The organism is Vibrio sp. D3, assembly GCF_043995865.1.
Lineage (GTDB): Bacteria > Pseudomonadota > Gammaproteobacteria > Enterobacterales > Vibrionaceae > Vibrio > Vibrio diabolicus.
Genome location: NZ_CP171887.1, coordinates 1,113,348 through 1,130,137, shown reverse-complemented (window position 1 = coordinate 1,130,137; position 16,790 = coordinate 1,113,348). Strand labels below are relative to the sequence as shown.

Below are 16,790 nucleotides of genomic sequence, written 5' to 3'. Positions count from 1 at the left end.
AAAGCGAAAAAATTGGTGGGGATTATAGCGTGAAATTACCTATTTCAGCAAAACTCTCGTAAAGTATTCACACGAGTAGCAAGCAGTAAAGAATAATGGATAACTTACCTCTTCGACTTGGATTGACAATGTGGTCGCATAATCAATGGCAGCAAAGCTTTTACGGCAGCGGGACAAAGCCCGCTGAACGTTTAGAAAAGTATGCACAGGTGTTCCATACCGTGGAAGGCAACACGACATTTTATGCCACGCCGACGCTCAACACGGTGCAAAACTGGAGAGCAGCAACCCACGATGATTTTCGCTTTACTTTCAAACTTCCTAAAGCCATCACTCATGAGCAAATGCTAAGAGGTTGCAGCGAACAACTGAGAGACTTCATGAAAATCATGGAGCCGTTGCATGACCGTGTGGGGCAATGGACAATTCAATTGCCAGCCGCTTTTGGTCCTGAGTACCTTGATCGATTGAAAAAGTTCTGTGCGAGCTTTCCACCTAACTTCCCTCTTGGTGTTGAGGTTCGTCATATGGCATTTTTCTCCAAAGGTGAAGAAGAGCGAGCGCTTAACCAATGGTTAGTAGAAAATAACATTGACCGCATTATTATGGATAGCCGCCCTGTCTTTGCCGCTAAGCCAGACAATGAAGCGATCATTGATGCGCAAATGAAAAAACCAAGAGTACCAGTCCACGCCATTGCTACCGCTTCACACCCTTTGATTCGCTTTATTGGTCATCCAGAAGAACAGCAAAATTACGAGTTTTTTACACCATGGCTCAGTAAGTTGCCGCAATGGATTGCAGAAGGTAAACAGCCGTATGTCATGATCCATACTGCGGACAATATAATTGCGCCGGAGTTGGCAGCCAATCTGTATAAAGACATACAAAAGCGTATAACACTTCCTGACTTGGCATCTTTCCCGGCTAACGATGGCAACTCGCAGTTACAGATGTTCTAACGCAACACATGACAGAGGCGCGAAATTCCCATAAAATACGCGCCTTTTTTGGTGCCTGACGTTTTCAGGCGGCTTGTATGCAGAGACTTGGTTATGAACCCTAAGAGCAATCCAGATACTATTTTTTCGGCTCCAATCGATAAAATTGGGGATTTCACGTTCGATGAACGCGTAGCGGAAGTATTTCCTGACATGATTCAACGATCGGTGCCGGGTTACAGCAACATTATTTCTGCAATTGGTATGCTGGCAGAGCGTTTTGTAAAACCTCACTCAAACATCTACGACCTAGGTTGCTCTTTGGGTGCTGCAACATTGTCTATGCGTCGCCATATCAAACAAGAAGGTTGCCAAATCATCGCAGTGGACAACTCTCCTGCGATGGTTGAGCGTTGTAAACTTCACGTCAACGCGTACCGAAGCGATACTCCTGTAGATGTGGTTGAAGCGGATATTCGTAATATCGATATTGAAAACGCATCAGTTGTCGTACTGAACTTTACTCTGCAATTTCTTTCTCCAGACGATCGTTACGCCCTGCTTGAACGAATCTATGCAGGTCTACGTCCTGGCGGAATTTTGATTTTGTCGGAGAAATTCGTCTTCGAAGATGAAGTGTCAAACGAGCTATTAATTGACCTTCACCACGACTTTAAACGTGCAAATGGTTATAGCGAACTAGAAATCAGCCAAAAGCGCAGCGCGATAGAAAACGTAATGCGCCCAGATTCAAAGAAAGAGCATAAAGAGCGTTTCGCTAAAATTGGCTTTTCTAGCTACGATGTTTGGTTCCAATGCTTTAACTTTGGCTCTATGTTCGCAATTAAATAAACCGTGCATACAAAGGCCCTGAATCACGCCACTTTAGGCTGTTATTTAATAATTTTAATACCATCAACTCAGCGATTAACTAACTATGTTTAACTTTGCAAACTTCTACCAATTGATTGCCCAAGACACACGTCTTCAACCTTGGCTCAATGTGCTACCACAACAGCTAACGGATTGGCAAAATGCAGAGCACGGTGACTTTGGTCGCTGGTTGAAAGCACTGAACAAGATCCCAGAAGGCTCACCGGATCAAATTGACATCAAGAATTCAGTGACCATCAGCAACGACACTCCTTTCCATGAAGGTGAGCTGAAGAAATTAGAGAACTTACTTCGTACATTCCATCCGTGGCGCAAAGGGCCATACCACGTACACGGCATTCATATTGATACTGAGTGGCGCAGTGATTGGAAATGGGACCGCGTGCTTCCGCATATTTCTCCATTAAAGAACCGCAGCGTACTCGATGTTGGTTGTGGTAACGGCTACCACATGTGGCGCATGCTGGGTGAAGGTGCACGCTTAACCGTCGGTATCGATCCATCTCACCTGTTCCTAATTCAGTTCGAAGCAATTCGTAAACTCATGGGCGATGACCAACGTGCACACCTACTGCCGTTGGGTATTGAACAACTACCTAAGTTAGAAGCGTTCGACACGGTATTCAGCATGGGCGTACTTTACCACCGTCGCTCTCCACTGGATCACTTGGTGCAGCTAAAAGATCAATTAGTGTCTAGTGGTGAACTAGTATTGGAAACACTCGTGATTGAAGGTGATGAGAATGCAGTGTTGGTTCCAACTTCTCGTTACGCACAAATGCGTAATGTCTATTTCTTCCCTTCAGCAAAAGCGCTGAAAGTGTGGTTAGAGTTGGTAGGATTTGAAGATGTGCGCATCGTTGATGAAAACGTCACTTCGGTTGATGAACAACGTACCACAGATTGGATGACGCATAACTCTCTACCAGACTATCTAGATCCGAACGACCCAAGCAAGACTGTAGAAGGTTACCCTGCCCCTCGCCGCGCGGTTCTTGTCGCTCGCAAACTATAATTCGCTGAGATTCCTGACATTGTCTTAACTCATTTTACGAGTTAAGACATTACCCTCTTTCCTCGTACTGAGCGTGTTTGTTTTTCGAGTCCATTTGTTACATCAAAACATAAGCACGCTCTAAATAAGGATGCGCTTTTATGTCCTTGATTTTTAGCTTTTCATCACTATTCCTCAAACAATAAGTAATAGAGAAACATTCTTACTTGTGAGGCTTTATCGATATGAGCTAAACTCCTAAAAAATAAACAACTTAATCCAATCCCAAGGTTTTCAATGTTATTACGATTGACCCCGATTGTTGCCATCGCCTTACTATCTGGATGCTCACTAACCAAAGGCGAACAGTACCACCAAGAAACGTTAGCGGCTATTCAAACTTCAGAAGCGAATGTCAATAATCGCATTACTAACTTAGAGCTTCAGCTCAGCAACCAATCGGACTATATCGACAGCCTTGAAGAACAAGTCGATAAACTACAGGTTGAACTTCTAACATTTCGTGATGAAGCAATGGCAGAAGTGAAAAAGCCAAAAGAGCCGATTATTGTCCAATCTCCTGCTCCTGTGGAACCAACACCAACTCATGATATTGTCCTTGGCTCAATTGAAAAGGTCACTATTGACTCCATTAAGCAGACTTTTGATGCACGTGTCGACACCGGTGCCGCAACCTCATCTTTAAATGCAGTTGATATTGAAGAGTTCGAAAGAAACGGCAAAAACTGGGTTCGATTCCACCTGGCAGATACCAGTAAATCCGAAGAAGAAAAAAATACTTGGATTGAAGCGCCTGTCATTCGTTACGTAAAAATTCGCCAAGTTACCAGTGAAGAACTAGAACGTCGCGCTGTAGTCGAACTTTGGGTGCGCGTTGGAAAAATTCATGAAAAAGCGCAATTTACGTTGGCAGATCGCTCGCATATGAACCATCCTATTTTACTGGGTAGAGAATTTATGCGCGACATCGCACTTGTCGATGTAAGTCGTACCTATATCCAAACGGACGAAGATAAAAAATAATAAGGTAGATTATGACGTCAAAAATACCGTTTTACCTTTCAATCATCTTATTGGTGATTGCGGGCATTGCTTTGAGTGTTTTCAGACATGAAAACTACGGCGTGCCTTGGACACCAGGCGAAACTCGTCAGGTATGGGATGTAGAGGCACGTATTGAGTTCAATGCTAACGGCAATGAAGTCAAAGCTTCACTCGCAGCACCTCATACACAAAGTGGTTATACGCTTATCGGTGAATCCGCTTCCTCTTCTGGTTATGGCGTTTCCTACATTAATTCTGATTCTGGACGTCGTGCCGAGTGGTCAATTCGTCAGGCCAAAGGTCCTCAAACCATTTACTACAAAGCGCAGTTCTTAGTGGACCCTCAGGCTAAAGTTACGCCTCTACCACCAACTGAAGACATTACGCCACCAACGCTATCAGCGCCACAAGCCGCGGCGGCAAATGCCCTTGTAGAGCGTGCGATGAGTCGCTCTGCCGACAATGTGACCTTTACTCGTGAGCTCATCAAAGCGCTTAACGACCCAGACAGTCAAAACTCATCGCTACTACTGAATGACTTCAGCCGTACTGATGCACTACATAATATTTTGCTTACCGCAGGTATACAGAGCAAAACCGTCGGTGTTATCGAACTAGAAGATGGCCGTCGACGCCAAACCATTCAACCAATGGTTCAAGTTTGGTCAGGTAAAGATTGGGTGCTGTTCTCACCAAATTCCGAACAGAAAGCTGTGAAACCAAACTTATTAGTTTGGGATGAGTCGAACGTATCCCTGCTTGATCTTGTTGGTGGTAAAAATAGCCAAGTTCATTTCTCAATGATCAAGCAAGAAATGACTCCACAGCAAGCGACGAACAACAAGATAGAAGCTGATGGGCTGCTGAATATTTCAATTCATAGCTTGCCTCTTGAAGAACAAGCGATGTTTAAGACCATCATGCTGATCCCTATCGGTGCCCTTATCGTGGTGTTCTTGCGTGTGATTATCGGTCTAAAAACATCCGGTACTTTCATGCCAGTACTGATTGCTGTTGCGTTTGTTCAAACCCAGCTATTAACGGGTATTGTCGGTTTCTTACTAATCGTTGGCACAGGCTTGATTATTCGAAGTTACTTATCGAGGTTGAACTTACTACTTGTAGCACGGATATCAGCGGTCATTATTACCGTTATTATGATCATTTCGGTGTTCACAGTAGTCGCATTTAAGATGGGCTTAACGGAAGGCTTAACAATTACGTTCTTCCCTATGATCATCTTGTCTTGGACAATTGAACGTATGTCTATCCTATGGGAAGAAGAAGGCGCGAAAGAAGTCGCTCTGCAAGGTGGGGGCTCACTGCTCACCGCAGTATTGGTTTACTTAGCGATGACGAACTCATACATTCAGCATCTAACCTTTAATTTCATTGGTCTACAGTTGATTGTTCTGGCCGGTATTCTATTGCTAGGTACTTACACAGGTTACCGTCTAACTGAGTTACGTCGTTTCAAACCACTAGCGGAGGACTAAACGATGTTCGAAAGTTTTACTTCGCCAGCTAAGCTTCGCCATAAAGGCATTATGGGAATGAACAAACGTAACCACAGTTATATCGGCCGTTACAATGATCGTTCTAAATACCCATTAGTTGATGACAAGCTCAAGACTAAAATTATTGCGCAGGCAGCAGGGGCGACAGTCCCTGCCCTGATCGGCGTTATTCATAACCAAGCAGAAGTAAAGACCATCCATAAGATGGTGGAAGATTGGCCTGGTTTTGTTATCAAGCCCGCTCAAGGTAGTGGTGGTAAGGGTATTTTGGTTATTACCTCGCATAAAGATGGGGTCTATACCAAACCTTCCGGCTCTACAATTGGTAAGGACGAAGTTGAACGTCATATCAGTAATGCGCTTGCTGGCCTTTTCTCTCTTGGTGGTAAAAACGACGTCGCAGTCGTTGAGAATCTGATTAAGTTTGATGATTGTTTCGATGGCTTCAGTTATGAAGGCGTGCCTGATGTTCGAATCATCGTATTTAAAGGCTACCCTGTTATGGCAATGATGCGCTGTTCTACGGCGGCGTCGGACGGTAAAGCAAACCTTCACCAAGGCGCTGTGGGCGTGGGCATTGATATCGCCACAGGTAAAGCAATCCGAGCGGTGCAATTCGACCATCCAGTCACCCACCATCCGGATACCGGCAAAGACCTTTCTACCCTCCAAGTCCCGCACTGGGAGCGCTTGCTTGAGCTTGCGTCTAGTGCGTGGGAGATGACAGGGTTGGGATACATGGGCACGGATATGGTGCTGGATAAAGAGGAAGGACCTATGGTTTTAGAGCTCAACGCTCGTCCTGGCTTAGCAATCCAAATCGCTAATGGTGCAGGCTTACTTCCTCGTTTGAAACACATAGAGAGCCTCGGCACACCTGCCGAGTATCCAAAGCCGATTGAACGTGTCGCCTACGCAGCAGAGCAGTTTGGGGTAAAACCACAGTTCTAATCGCCAATAGCAATACCATTCGCCAGTAATTGTTCTTATTGCTGGCGTTTTTGTTTCCGATTCCAAAACCGTCTACCTACTCATCTTATTAAACAAACCGATCTCACCTATAACTTGAATCAATGATCGAGCTAACAGAATCAACATAGATCGTTTCTTTTCTCCTTTAACTTTTGAGTATGATGAGGTCTCCCCTTACTCAACTTGAGAGGTTGAGAAATGCTAACAAAAGAAACAGATAACGATGAACCAGAGCTTGAAGAACAAGAGAGCTTAGACCAGCATTTACAACGCTTGTCTGAGCTTTCTGTCCAAGCACTTGAAGAGCTTGCTGAAATGATCGATATCAGAGACGACATTTCAGAGGAATAGAACTTAGCCTCCCCGCTAAGTTCTATTAATAAGCCGAGACTGTCGTCCTACAGTCTCGGCTTATTTTATACGCTTTGAAGCCTCCCGCTAACAAATACAAAAACGCCCGCAATAAATGCGGGCGTTTTGCTCGATTCGAAGTTTACGATTCAAACTCTTCGATCATCTCTTGCGCTTCGGTCTTAGGCTTATCCGTTTGACCAAAACCACGTAGACCAACTACGTGTACGTGCTCATGGTCTTTAAACACCTTACGCACCAACTTGTAGGTAGTCCCTTTCTCTGGGCTGATGTTTTCTGGTGCCGCGATAAGAAGTTGCATATCCAGACGGTCACACAATTCGAACAATGTCGCGATCGATTTAGCATCCAGACGCGCTGCTTCATCCAAGAAGAGCAAACGACAAGGCACAATGTCTTTGCTGCGCAGACGACGAGACTCTTCTTCCCAGCTTTGCACTACCATCAGTAGGATTGACTGACCAGTACCGATCGCTTCACCTGTTGATAGCGCGCCAGACTCGGCCTGTAGCCAACCGTCTGTACCACGGTTCACTTCTACACTTAGCTCTAGGTAGTTACGGTAATCCAGTAGCTCTTCACCCAGAACTTGCGGTGAACGTTGGCCCATATCGATGTGTGGGTTCACGCGTTGGAACAGTTTCGCCATCGCTTCTGAGAAGGTAAAGCGAGTCGATTCGAACAGATCTTTATGCTGCTCTTGTTGTGTCGCTAGACCGTTCAGTAGCACTTCGTGACTTTCGCGAATTTTCACGTTTAGACGTACGCCCTTCACCTGACCGAACGAGATATTCGACAAGCCTTGGTTCAGCATACGAATACGGTTTTGCTCACGCTGAATCGTCTTCTTGATGATGCTCGCTACCGACTCAGAACTGATCGCTAGGCGGTTTTCACGTTGCGTTAGCTCTTCCGTTAGACGCGCTAGCTCTACTTCCATCTCTTCAATCGCTTCCACTGGATCATCAGTACGGATGATATCCTGACGAATACGCTCACGAAGATGTTGGTATACAGCAATGTAGAACAGAACTTTACGCTCTGGACGTGCGTTGTCTTCTGATAGACGCAGCGCATCACGCAAGTCGTCATTGTTCGCAACCGCTAAACGCAGCGCACCCAATGATTTATCCGACATCGAACGCAATTCATCCGCCGACATGTAAGCCAGTTCGCGCTTGTGTAGACGACGCTCAACATCGTTCTCACGCGCCAGACGAAGTACTGAACACCAGCCAGCTTTCGCAGCAACCACGAACGTACGCAGCTCAACGTATTCTTTCTGAACTTTCTTCAGACGTTTTGCCAAGCCTTTCATCTCTAGTTCAGTAGAGGTAATCGTACGCTCGTATTCGCTCTTACGACTGCGAGACGTGTGTAGACGCTCGTGCAGTTCGTCACGACGACGCATTGCACGTTCTTCCGCACCTTCGTCCGCATTAACACCAAACTCTTGAAGTTCTTGTTTGAACTCTTGAACGGTTTCTTGCTTAGCTTGATGCGAACTCTTCAAAGACGCCAATACTTGGTTGTATTGGTTCATTTGTCCTTGTGCTTGCTTCAACTCTTCACGAGAACGAGTACGAGTCTGTTCAGCTTGAACCAACTTCGCTTTTAGCTGCTCACTCAGTTCGCTACTTTTGTTCAGAAGATCAACCGAGTCTGAGTAAGCGAAGTAGTGACGACGTTCAACCAGATCCGAGAGTGCAAAGATTTGCTTCTTAAGATCTTGTAACTGTTCATCTGCTGCTTTGTATTCTGCTTCTAGTGCATCGAATTGCTCTGGGTCAGCATCAAGCGCAGACGCAATATTTTCTAGTTGCGCGACGGCTTTTGCATGGTTGTTTAAGAAGTTTTTCGCCTCTGCAAGCTGAGCGATTTTCTCTTCTAGCTCATCAAAACGCGCTTGCAATGATTCATCTTCAACAAGCACCATGTGTGATGATAACTTGTCCAGAGAAGACAGTGCTTGCTTACTAGTTTGAAGCTGAGAGCGTTGCTGCTGCTCTTTTGCATCCAGATCCGCCAGCACGCGAGCGATTTGGTTACGCTTATCACGAATGGTTGCGAGCGCTTGTTCTGGATCAGCGTCAAAAGCTACTTGAATGTGGTTAGACACAAATTGGTTAAATGCTTGGTACAAACGCTGCATTTTCTGAGAGTCAAACGCCGCTTTTGCGTGCTTCTCTACCACTTCTTCTCGTTCGTTACGCAGCAACTCTAAACGCTGCTCACGTGCCGCACGACCAAACAATGGGATCTCAGGCAAGCGAGAGTAACGCATTTGGCGATCGTTCATGCGAACACAAACCGCGCCCTCTAACTCTTCTGCATCGAACGAGCTGTCATCAAAGGCATCGATGTCACCTTCAATGATGTACAAGTCTTCTGGACAGTCGTCTAGCTCTACCAGTTTCTCTTCGATACCTGACAGGTCAGAAACAACGATAGCGTGACGAGCCGGACCGTACATCGCACTGAAGTAAGGCGCATCATCAATCGTGATGTCATCGTAGATCTCAGACAGTAATACACCGCCTAAAGTATCAGCCAAACCTTTCAGGCGAGGGTCGTTTGAACCACCAGGAGAAGCAAGACGTTCAATCTCAGTGTCAAGCTGACTGCGACGCTCAGCAAGTTTATCTTTAGCTAAGGACAGCTCCCTTTCTTGCTCAAGAACAACCTGCATGTGGTTCATTACCGCATGGCGATCCTCAAGGTCTGCCCCGCTCTGCTCTCTCAGTTTCTCTAGCGCATCATTAGCCGCAATCCAAGCTGGCGCTATCGCTTCAAGTTTACTGATTTCTGCCGCCGCGTTTTGCTCTAGACGGCGCTGTTCACCACGCTGATCACGAACTTCTTCTTGAGCTATCTCTAGTGATTCGATTTGCATCGCATGACGTTCACGCTCTTGTTCAAACGTAACTTCATCGGTTAGCTCGACGTGATATTGCTTTTTGTATTCAGCAACCAGTTCACGTGCTTGACGTTGCTGATTGAGGCTACGCTCAAGATCGCGATGTTGCGCTCGCCATTGCTGTTCGTTTTGTGCAATTTGCTGTGATTCTCGAGCTTTAGCGATTGCCAATTTTGCGTGCTCAGAGGCTTCTTTGCGCTCAACAGGGCCAACGATGCTCTGTACAAGCTTCAATGCAGTATCAAACTGCTCTGCCGCAGCTGATGACATATCGAGCTTATGTTTCACAGACAACAACGTATTGGTATTTTCTGTCTCTTTGTTTTTCAGCTCCGCCACTAACGCTTGTGCGGATTCTGCCGTTAGGCTCTCATCACCAAGTAGCTGCTTCGCTTTCTCCAACGCTTGAACGGCTTGTTGGTATTGAAGTGCGCGAGTTTGCTGAACGTCAAGAGCTTGCTGGTAATCAGCAAGTTGCGTCTTAAGGCTGTCCACCTCTTCTTCTGCAACGGTCGCTTGCTCTTCAGCCATCATCACGCGTTCTTGCGCTTCTTCCACTACCATCATTTGTTCTTCAAGACGCTCGCTCAGCTCTTCAAGATCTTCTTGGTAGCGTTCTATCTTCTCTTGCTGACGCAGCGCGTTTTGCACCAGTTGCAAGTGATCCGAAGCCGCTTGGTAGTCTTGCTCTAAAGAAGATTCTGATTCGTTCAGCAGTTCCAGCTCTTCTTGAACGCGGTTAAGCAGGTTGTTTTGCTCAATCAAGGTCTCGCGAGAACCAAATAACTCTGAACGCAAAGACAGTGTCTGTTCTAGTTTTTTACGACGCTCGTTGGCATGGCGCATATAGTCCGCTGCCACGTAGTTGGTCGACTCTGTAATCAAGTGTTTGAACAAGTCACGGTCTGCTTGCGTAGTTTTGATCGCTTCTAGCGTCATGCGGTTTTCACGCAGCGCCGACTCCATATCTTGGAACGCTTTCTTCACGCCGCCGTTTTGTGGCAGAAGGTAGTCACGTAGCGAGCGCGTAATCGCACTTGAAATACCACCGTAAAGCGATGCTTCGATCAAGCGGTAGAATTTAGAGCGGTCACCAGAGTTACGCAATTTCTTCGGAATCACACCGAATTCAAACATTTGTGCGTGGTAATCAACAATAGAAGAGAAGGCTTTGAATTGAACACCTTCAAATTCCGCGATCGATTCTTTTACTTCGTTGATTTGACGTACACGAGCTTGAGTCGCTGATACGCTTTCAACCAAAATATCTGTTGGTTTTACATGGCTAGGAAGACCTTGGATAACAAACGGTTTGATGTCTACTTTCTTATCACGACCCGCAACTTGCTGTAGTTTTACTGCAAACAGTAGGCGTTGGTTACGTGAGTTCACCACGTCTAGCGCCGCATAACATGCGCCCGGCTGCAGCTTACCGTACAAACCTTTATCGCGAGACGATTGGCTGCTGCCTGCTTCTGTCGTGTTACGGAAATGCAGTAGCGTTTGGTCAGGAATCAATGCGGTGATGAACGCCGCCATTGTGGTTGATTTACCTGCACCGTTACCACCTGATAGCGTGGTGACCAGACCATCGATGTCAAACGTACGGGCAAAGAAGCCGTTCCAGTTGACCATGGTCAGCGATTGGTATTTACCGCGTTCAATCATGCTCATGCTTCACCCTCTTCTGTTGTTTCTTCTTGGGCTTGGTCGTCTTGATCTTCTTCAGACAATAGGCTGCCTTGGCTTGGCTCTTTGGTGTGCACTACCGCTTCACCATCACGGATCAGACGTAGCTGCGCTTCACGCATATCATCGCCAATACGTACATCGGCACCAAAGCGGAATACCGCTTCACTGATGCTGAATTTACCGGTCTCACCAATGTTGATGATCATGCCTAGGCGGCGTAGACGACGAAGTGACGTGCGTACTTTTTCAAACAGCTTTTCTTTATCAAGGTCAGAACCGGTAGCACGGTTGGTCACCAGCTTCATCAGCTTGTTTTCATCTGCTAGTGCAAGCAGTTCGTCGTACAGCTCTTGGTTAGTGAAGATACCTTCGTGCGCAAGACGCTCTGGGCTTAGGTAAAGGAAACACAGTACCTTACCCACCAGCATATCCAGCTCAGAAAGCACACTGCGGCCAATCAAAGAAGTTGAACGAGGACGAAGGTAGAAGAAACCTTCTGGCGCTTTCACCAATTCGGTATTGTAGCGCTGGTAGAAAGAAGAAAGCTCAAGTTCGAAGTCCGATAACAACGCGTGGTTATCCAGATCTTCACTTGAGATATGACGCCCTGCTCGTAGCATGCTGTCTAGCGCTGGGAACAGAGGGTTAGAGATTGCTTTTGCCAGATTCTCTGACATGTATTCATTAGTATCGGTCGATGACATTCGCTTGTACCTTTGCCCCAAATTCGTTGATTGCTTTCCAGTCCGGTTGAATCGCTTGGTAATCCGATTCTGAATACCCCAGACGTACGGCTTGATCAACGATAATGCGAGCTAAATCAAAATGATGAGTGTAAGGATGCTGTGCAAGGTAATCTCGCAATACCACACTCAAGTCGATTGGCGTGCCTTGATCTTTATGCGCTTTTAGCATGTCACCAATTCGTTCAGACAACTCATCATTGACTTGTTGAAACTCTTCGTATTCTACTTCCATCGGAACTTGACCCGTTACCTCGTCATCACGCAGGACTAGGGCCTCATCACGAAGGTCAGAAAGCCTTTCCGCATCTGCATAAGTCAGATACCAAGGCGCATCGAAGTAATCTTTGACGGATTGACGTAGACGCGAGCTAAACGCACGGTTCTTATCCATATCAATTGCAGTACGGATGAACTTGTGCACATGTCGGTCGTAACCAATCCAAAGGTCGATCGCTTGCTGGCCCCAGCTTGTGATTCGATCCAGCTTCATTTGCAGACCAAACAACGCTTCTTCGATGAACTCTAGCTCAGGATCGCCGTACACAATTTCTTGAATATCTAGGATCTGAGTTTGCAGTTCATCACTGGCGGCTTGCAGCGTATCTTGAAGTTCACGCAACGTGCTTGATGTTTCTGATAGGAGCGCTTCACAGTTGTTGATCGCTTCGCGCCAGTCTTTATTTAGCAGATCGGCAATTTGTTGTTTTACAGATTGCTGCTGCTCATCCATCACACGTTGGTTAAGATCGATTTGATCGAAGATTTCGCCTACAGAATATTTTAAAACTCCGTATACGTTTTTCTTCCAGTGGCCCGGTGTGCCACCTTTTTGTGCTGCCTCAATCGCTTTCGCCATTTCATCTGCCACCATAGACAGTTGAATAGAAAGGCGCAGTTTCGAGAACTCACGATGACGCACGTAGTAATCGGTAATTCCTATCGCTAAAGGCGACAAGCGGTAAATGCTCGCTCCATCAGTAATCTCACTGACAAAACGGCTAATAAGGCGCTGCTTTACCATCTCGTTGATGGCGTTGTTAGCACGAAAAGCGGATGCTTCGCCAGTCTCATCAAATAATCGAGTGACGATGGCAAACGCATCATGCAATTCACCTTCACCCAATTCTTCATCGAACCTTTCATTACTCAGTACGGCAATGGCTATTAAGAATGCCAATCGCTCTGTGGTCAGGTTCAACGAGAAATCGTGCTGCTTAACCCAGCCAACCAACTCATCGATTGGTTGCTCTGCAGCATTGAGAGTCATCTCACTCATTGTTATTCCTGTTTATCGTTCTTTTTAGCCCACACATGAATGTAGCGGCCTAATGAGAGGTATGGCTCTTGTCGACAAAGTTGTTTTTCTAGCGCCAACACATCTTCAAACTCGTAATCGCCCATGTATTGCATATTGCCTATGTAATCACTAAATGAGCGGATACCAGATTTACCACAAATACTAAAGCCTGAATCTTCTATCCATTGGTAGACTTCTTCAGGTTTTAAGCCTTTTTGCGGCTGTAGTTTAAATCTTTTTCGGTGAGGCATGCCGTCTAATATATGAGGAATGTTGCCACAAACCACGTTTTTATAGACTAAACCATGGTGGTTATAGAACATCACTGATGCGATGCCTCCCGGTTTTACTTGTTCTAGTACCGTTTCAAGTGCGGCCTTAGGATCGACCAACCACTCCATGACGGCGTGAAACATAACAAGATCCACCTGTTCATCCATATGCTCACCAATGGATTGGACAGGCGAATGAATCAGGCGATACTGCTCAAGCAAACCGTTTTTTTCAATATCCTGCTTAGCCAACTGCAGCATTTCCGAAGATAGATCACATAAAGCGATTCGATGTCCGAGCTTAGCAAGCTTTTGCGACATTTGTGCCAAACCACCACCAGCATCCAACACCTCTAGGGGTTGCTGGTCAGCATCTAATTCACTTAGAATCTGTAGAAAATCTTCCCACACAATGATTTGGCGGATCTCCCCTTTGTCGGAGCCGTAAATATTTTTTGCAAATTTGTGGGCGATATCGTCGAAATTGCGGTCTTCTGTCACTTCTGCTGAGTTATCATAACGGATTGTGCCGCTATTCTGGCACAAGGAAAGCAGGAATAAAGAGGGGTACCCTCATTTTTATTATCAATTGATGTTTTTTCGGACTATTTATGTATGTTTGAGCTGAAAAAAGTAGTGTCAGCCTTGCTTATGCCACTTCCGGCATTGCTGCTGATAGGCTTGTTGGGTCTTGCTCTCATTAGTTTTACCACAAAACGTAAAACTGGCTGCTTCGTTGTTCTATTCTCTTTTGTTGGCATTTTTCTTGTTGCCTTCCAACCTGTTTCAACCAAGCTTCTTATGCCATTAGAGCGAGAGCATAAAGCCTTTTTGCCAGTTTCTGGCACCATCGACTACGTGATGGTTTTAGGGAATGGTCATGTTATCGATGACGAAATTCCACCCACCTCGCAGTTAAGCCGTGCAGCATTAATGCGCTTAACTGAAGGCATTCGTATTTTAAGAATGTATCCAGGTGCTAAATTAATTTTGTCTGGCTATGCTGGCGGTTCTGAAATTAGCCATGCGAGAATGATGGCGAACGTTGCCCTTGCGTTGGGAGTCGCGAAATCCGATATCATTTTATTAGAAGATGCGAAAGATACGTGGGAAGAGGCGCGTCAAGCGGCTGCATTCGTTCAACAAAAGGAGATTGTGTTAGTCACTTCTGCGAGCCACATGAGCCGTGCATTGTATGAGTTCAACGCAGCAGGCATTAAACCAATCCCAGCCCCGACCAACTTCTTAGCTATTAGCGAAATCAGTCAACCTTGGGATAAATACTCACCTAAAGCGCGTTACTTAGAACAAACGGAGCTTTATTGGCATGAGTACTTGGGCAGCATTTGGCAAAGATTGCGTGATACTGTCGGCCAAACACCAATGGTTGAAGCAAAGTAGTACTATCTTGAAACCACAAAAAAGGAGAGCCGAAGCTCTCCTTTTCTTTTTAAGACTTAGGTTTGTTCAGTTTAATCACCAGCAAACATATAGCCTTCGCCGTGCACCGTCACAAAAATTTGCGGGTTCTTTGGATCAAACTCCATTTTTGCGCGCATACGTCGAATAAGAACATCAATAGTACGATCATTGGGAGCATCAACTCGGTGGCTGATCATATTCAAAATACGCTCGCGACTTAACACCTGGTTAGGGTAAGACGATAACGCCACCAAAAGTTCGTATTCTGCTTTGGTCAATTTTACGGGTTCGCCGTTACGGCTCAGCGCACGACGTTGAATGTCGAATGTCCACTCTCCAAAACGTACAATATGTTCTTCACTGGTTTCGTTCGCTTTCGCGCTACCGCTACGCGCTGCTGAAATACGCCACAGCAAGTTTTTAACGCGAACCAACAACTCCCTCAGTTCAAAAGGTTTTGTCACATAATCGTCAGCGCCCATTTCTAGGCCTACGATTTTATCAATGCTATCCGTGCGTCCTGTTACTAATATGATACCAATATCCGATTGGCTACGTAATTCACGAGTAAGCATCAGGCCGTCTTCACCCGGCAGGTTGATATCCAGCATGATCAGGTCTACATCGCCCGCTTGCAGGACCTCACGCATTTCTGCGCCACTCTCTGCTTCGCTGACTTGGTAACCCTCATTTTGGAAATATCCCGCAAGCTTACTACGAGTTACAACATCATCTTCTACGACTAATACGTGATAGCTCATTTACACCACTTTTCTGTCTTCTTATTATCCAAGACGTATTCTATTCATAACTAGTAACATTTCTAGTCATAGATACATTAAAAAGCAAGATTTAGCGTTTTTATTGATTCAAAACAAGCTTACCCATCGCTATTAATAAACGTTAATTTTTGACCATAAAACATAATAATTATAGTTACTGCTATTCATTTTAATTGATTACACTTAGGGGATATCCCTAATTGACTTTGTGATGCACAACTTGAAGCATCATTCAGGAGCCCAAGATGCAAGAAGTGAAAGCTTTTAATGAAAAACGCGCTGAAATTTACTGGTGGTTTTCGAGCTTGTTCGCAAAAGAGCTAACAGAGAAAGAGCTGGAAGCCTACCACAGTGTTGAAATTCGCAGTTTTCTAGCAGGTTTAGGTGAAAATGAGTCGCTGAAACCAGCCGTTGATAGACTAGTTGATGCGCTAAACCGATTGCAAGATCGTGAAGACGCTCAATTGGAGCTTGCTGCTGACTTTTGTGAACTGTTTTTGAAGACAGAAAAATACGGCGCTCTTCCTTACGCATCGATGTACATCGGTGAATCAGGTTTGCTGAATGACAAGCCCGCCGAGGAAATGGAAAAGTTGATGGCAGAATTTGGCGTTCAAGTAGATGAAAATCTAAAAGAGCCAGCGGACCACTTAGCCGTTGAACTAGACTTTCTCGGCAACATGATCATCCGCTCAAACGAACTTGAGCAAGAAAAACACATGGAAGAAGCCTTCGTTAAACAAAACGACTTTATCCAGCAACAGTTGATGTCTTGGTTACCTCAGTTTGCAGACAAATGTAAACAATTCGACGAATTTGGGTTCTACTCGAGCGTCGCGAAACTATTAGTTGCATTTTGTAAACTAGACAGCGCTTACCTTCTTGGTGAATAATTGCCGCCTATTTT

General features: G+C 45.5%; 14 protein-coding genes. 9 read left to right on the top strand and 5 right to left on the bottom strand.

The genetic code is table 11. The features are described from left to right. The first annotated feature begins 128 nt into the window (after positions 1 to 128). The 7 genes from ACHFJ9_RS13280 (at position 129) to ACHFJ9_RS13250 (ending at position 6,734) form a co-directional block, all read left to right on the top strand. Positions 129 to 962, top strand: a complete 834-nt coding sequence (locus tag ACHFJ9_RS13280; protein ID WP_374073103.1) for a DUF72 domain-containing protein — start codon at positions 129 to 131, stop codon at positions 960 to 962. Between the two features lie 93 nt (positions 963 to 1,055). Then, positions 1,056 to 1,793, top strand: a complete 738-nt coding sequence (gene cmoA, locus ACHFJ9_RS13275) for a carboxy-S-adenosyl-L-methionine synthase CmoA (RefSeq protein ID WP_012841984.1) — start codon at positions 1,056 to 1,058, stop codon at positions 1,791 to 1,793. A gap of 85 nt (positions 1,794 to 1,878) precedes the next feature. After that, on the top strand, positions 1,879 to 2,850 hold the full coding sequence (gene cmoB, locus ACHFJ9_RS13270; RefSeq protein ID WP_395357079.1) for a tRNA 5-methoxyuridine(34)/uridine 5-oxyacetic acid(34) synthase CmoB: 972 nt from the start codon (positions 1,879 to 1,881) through the stop codon (positions 2,848 to 2,850). A gap of 276 nt (positions 2,851 to 3,126) precedes the next feature. Further along, the gene (locus ACHFJ9_RS13265; RefSeq protein WP_012841986.1) at positions 3,127 to 3,873 is read left to right on the top strand and encodes an ATP-dependent zinc protease; all 747 of its coding nucleotides are present in this window, start codon (positions 3,127 to 3,129) and stop codon (positions 3,871 to 3,873) included. An 11-nt stretch (positions 3,874 to 3,884) separates the two neighbouring features. Continuing rightward, positions 3,885 to 5,390 (top strand): inactive transglutaminase family protein, encoded by a 1,506-nt coding sequence (locus ACHFJ9_RS13260; RefSeq protein WP_005390741.1) that lies wholly within the window; start codon positions 3,885 to 3,887, stop codon positions 5,388 to 5,390. A gap of 3 nt (positions 5,391 to 5,393) precedes the next feature. Further along, positions 5,394 to 6,362, top strand: a complete 969-nt coding sequence (locus ACHFJ9_RS13255) for an alpha-L-glutamate ligase-like protein (protein WP_395357077.1) — start codon at positions 5,394 to 5,396, stop codon at positions 6,360 to 6,362. Positions 6,363 to 6,581: 219 nt separating this feature from the next. Beyond that, positions 6,582 to 6,734, top strand: a complete 153-nt coding sequence (locus tag ACHFJ9_RS13250; RefSeq protein ID WP_005390736.1) for a hypothetical protein — start codon at positions 6,582 to 6,584, stop codon at positions 6,732 to 6,734. Between the two features lie 142 nt (positions 6,735 to 6,876). Here the strand turns inward: ACHFJ9_RS13250 and mukB are convergent, their stop codons facing one another. Genes mukB through cmoM form a run of 4 tightly spaced genes read right to left on the bottom strand, consistent with a single transcriptional unit; the run spans position 6,877 to position 14,180 of the window. Then, a complete protein-coding gene (mukB, locus tag ACHFJ9_RS13245; protein ID WP_395357441.1) occupies positions 6,877 to 11,340 on the bottom strand; it encodes a chromosome partition protein MukB in 4,464 nt (1,487 codons plus the stop codon). A gap of 2 nt (positions 11,341 to 11,342) precedes the next feature. Next, on the bottom strand, positions 11,343 to 12,068 hold the full coding sequence (gene mukE, locus ACHFJ9_RS13240) for a chromosome partition protein MukE (protein ID WP_005378379.1): 726 nt from the start codon (positions 12,066 to 12,068) through the stop codon (positions 11,343 to 11,345). Next, on the bottom strand, positions 12,049 to 13,386 hold the full coding sequence (gene mukF, locus ACHFJ9_RS13235) for a chromosome partition protein MukF (RefSeq protein ID WP_048626187.1): 1,338 nt from the start codon (positions 13,384 to 13,386) through the stop codon (positions 12,049 to 12,051). The genes mukE and mukF overlap by 20 nt, the downstream gene beginning before the upstream one ends. A gap of 2 nt (positions 13,387 to 13,388) precedes the next feature. Continuing rightward, the gene (gene cmoM, locus ACHFJ9_RS13230; protein WP_012841987.1) at positions 13,389 to 14,180 is read right to left on the bottom strand and encodes a tRNA uridine 5-oxyacetic acid(34) methyltransferase CmoM; all 792 of its coding nucleotides are present in this window, start codon (positions 14,178 to 14,180) and stop codon (positions 13,389 to 13,391) included. Positions 14,181 to 14,294: 114 nt separating this feature from the next. Here cmoM and elyC point away from each other — a divergent pair, with 114 nt between their 5' ends. Further along, positions 14,295 to 15,080, top strand: coding sequence for an envelope biogenesis factor ElyC (gene elyC / locus ACHFJ9_RS13225; RefSeq protein ID WP_006742121.1), 786 nt, complete (start codon positions 14,295 to 14,297; stop codon positions 15,078 to 15,080). Positions 15,081 to 15,151: 71 nt separating this feature from the next. Here the strand turns inward: elyC and torR are convergent, their stop codons facing one another. Beyond that, complete coding sequence (gene torR, locus ACHFJ9_RS13220) at positions 15,152 to 15,862, bottom strand: two-component system response regulator TorR (protein ID WP_005390726.1); 711 nt, start codon at positions 15,860 to 15,862, stop codon at positions 15,152 to 15,154. 266 nt (positions 15,863 to 16,128) lie between these two features. Here torR and torD point away from each other — a divergent pair, with 266 nt between their 5' ends. Beyond that, on the top strand, positions 16,129 to 16,776 hold the full coding sequence (gene torD / locus ACHFJ9_RS13215; protein ID WP_395357073.1) for a molecular chaperone TorD: 648 nt from the start codon (positions 16,129 to 16,131) through the stop codon (positions 16,774 to 16,776). The last annotated feature ends 14 nt before the right edge of the window (positions 16,777 to 16,790 follow it).

Excerpts from the sequence above, each read along its gene's own strand:
- ACHFJ9_RS13280 (WP_374073103.1), top strand. The coding sequence starts at position 129 with ATGTGGTCGCATAATCAATGGCAGCAAAGCTTTTACGGCAGCGGGACA.
- cmoA (WP_012841984.1), top strand. The coding sequence starts at position 1,056 with ATGAACCCTAAGAGCAATCCAGATACTATTTTTTCGGCTCCAATCGAT.
- cmoB (WP_395357079.1), top strand. The coding sequence starts at position 1,879 with ATGTTTAACTTTGCAAACTTCTACCAATTGATTGCCCAAGACACACGT.
- ACHFJ9_RS13265 (WP_012841986.1), top strand. The coding sequence starts at position 3,127 with ATGTTATTACGATTGACCCCGATTGTTGCCATCGCCTTACTATCTGGA.
- ACHFJ9_RS13260 (WP_005390741.1), top strand. The coding sequence starts at position 3,885 with ATGACGTCAAAAATACCGTTTTACCTTTCAATCATCTTATTGGTGATT.
- ACHFJ9_RS13255 (WP_395357077.1), top strand. The coding sequence starts at position 5,394 with ATGTTCGAAAGTTTTACTTCGCCAGCTAAGCTTCGCCATAAAGGCATT.
- ACHFJ9_RS13250 (WP_005390736.1), top strand. The coding sequence starts at position 6,582 with ATGCTAACAAAAGAAACAGATAACGATGAACCAGAGCTTGAAGAACAA.
- mukB (WP_395357441.1), bottom strand. The coding sequence starts at position 11,340 with ATGATTGAACGCGGTAAATACCAATCGCTGACCATGGTCAACTGGAAC.
- mukE (WP_005378379.1), bottom strand. The coding sequence starts at position 12,068 with ATGTCATCGACCGATACTAATGAATACATGTCAGAGAATCTGGCAAAA.
- mukF (WP_048626187.1), bottom strand. The coding sequence starts at position 13,386 with ATGAGTGAGATGACTCTCAATGCTGCAGAGCAACCAATCGATGAGTTG.
- elyC (WP_006742121.1), top strand. The coding sequence starts at position 14,295 with ATGTTTGAGCTGAAAAAAGTAGTGTCAGCCTTGCTTATGCCACTTCCG.
- torR (WP_005390726.1), bottom strand. The coding sequence starts at position 15,862 with ATGAGCTATCACGTATTAGTCGTAGAAGATGATGTTGTAACTCGTAGT.
- torD (WP_395357073.1), top strand. The coding sequence starts at position 16,129 with ATGCAAGAAGTGAAAGCTTTTAATGAAAAACGCGCTGAAATTTACTGG.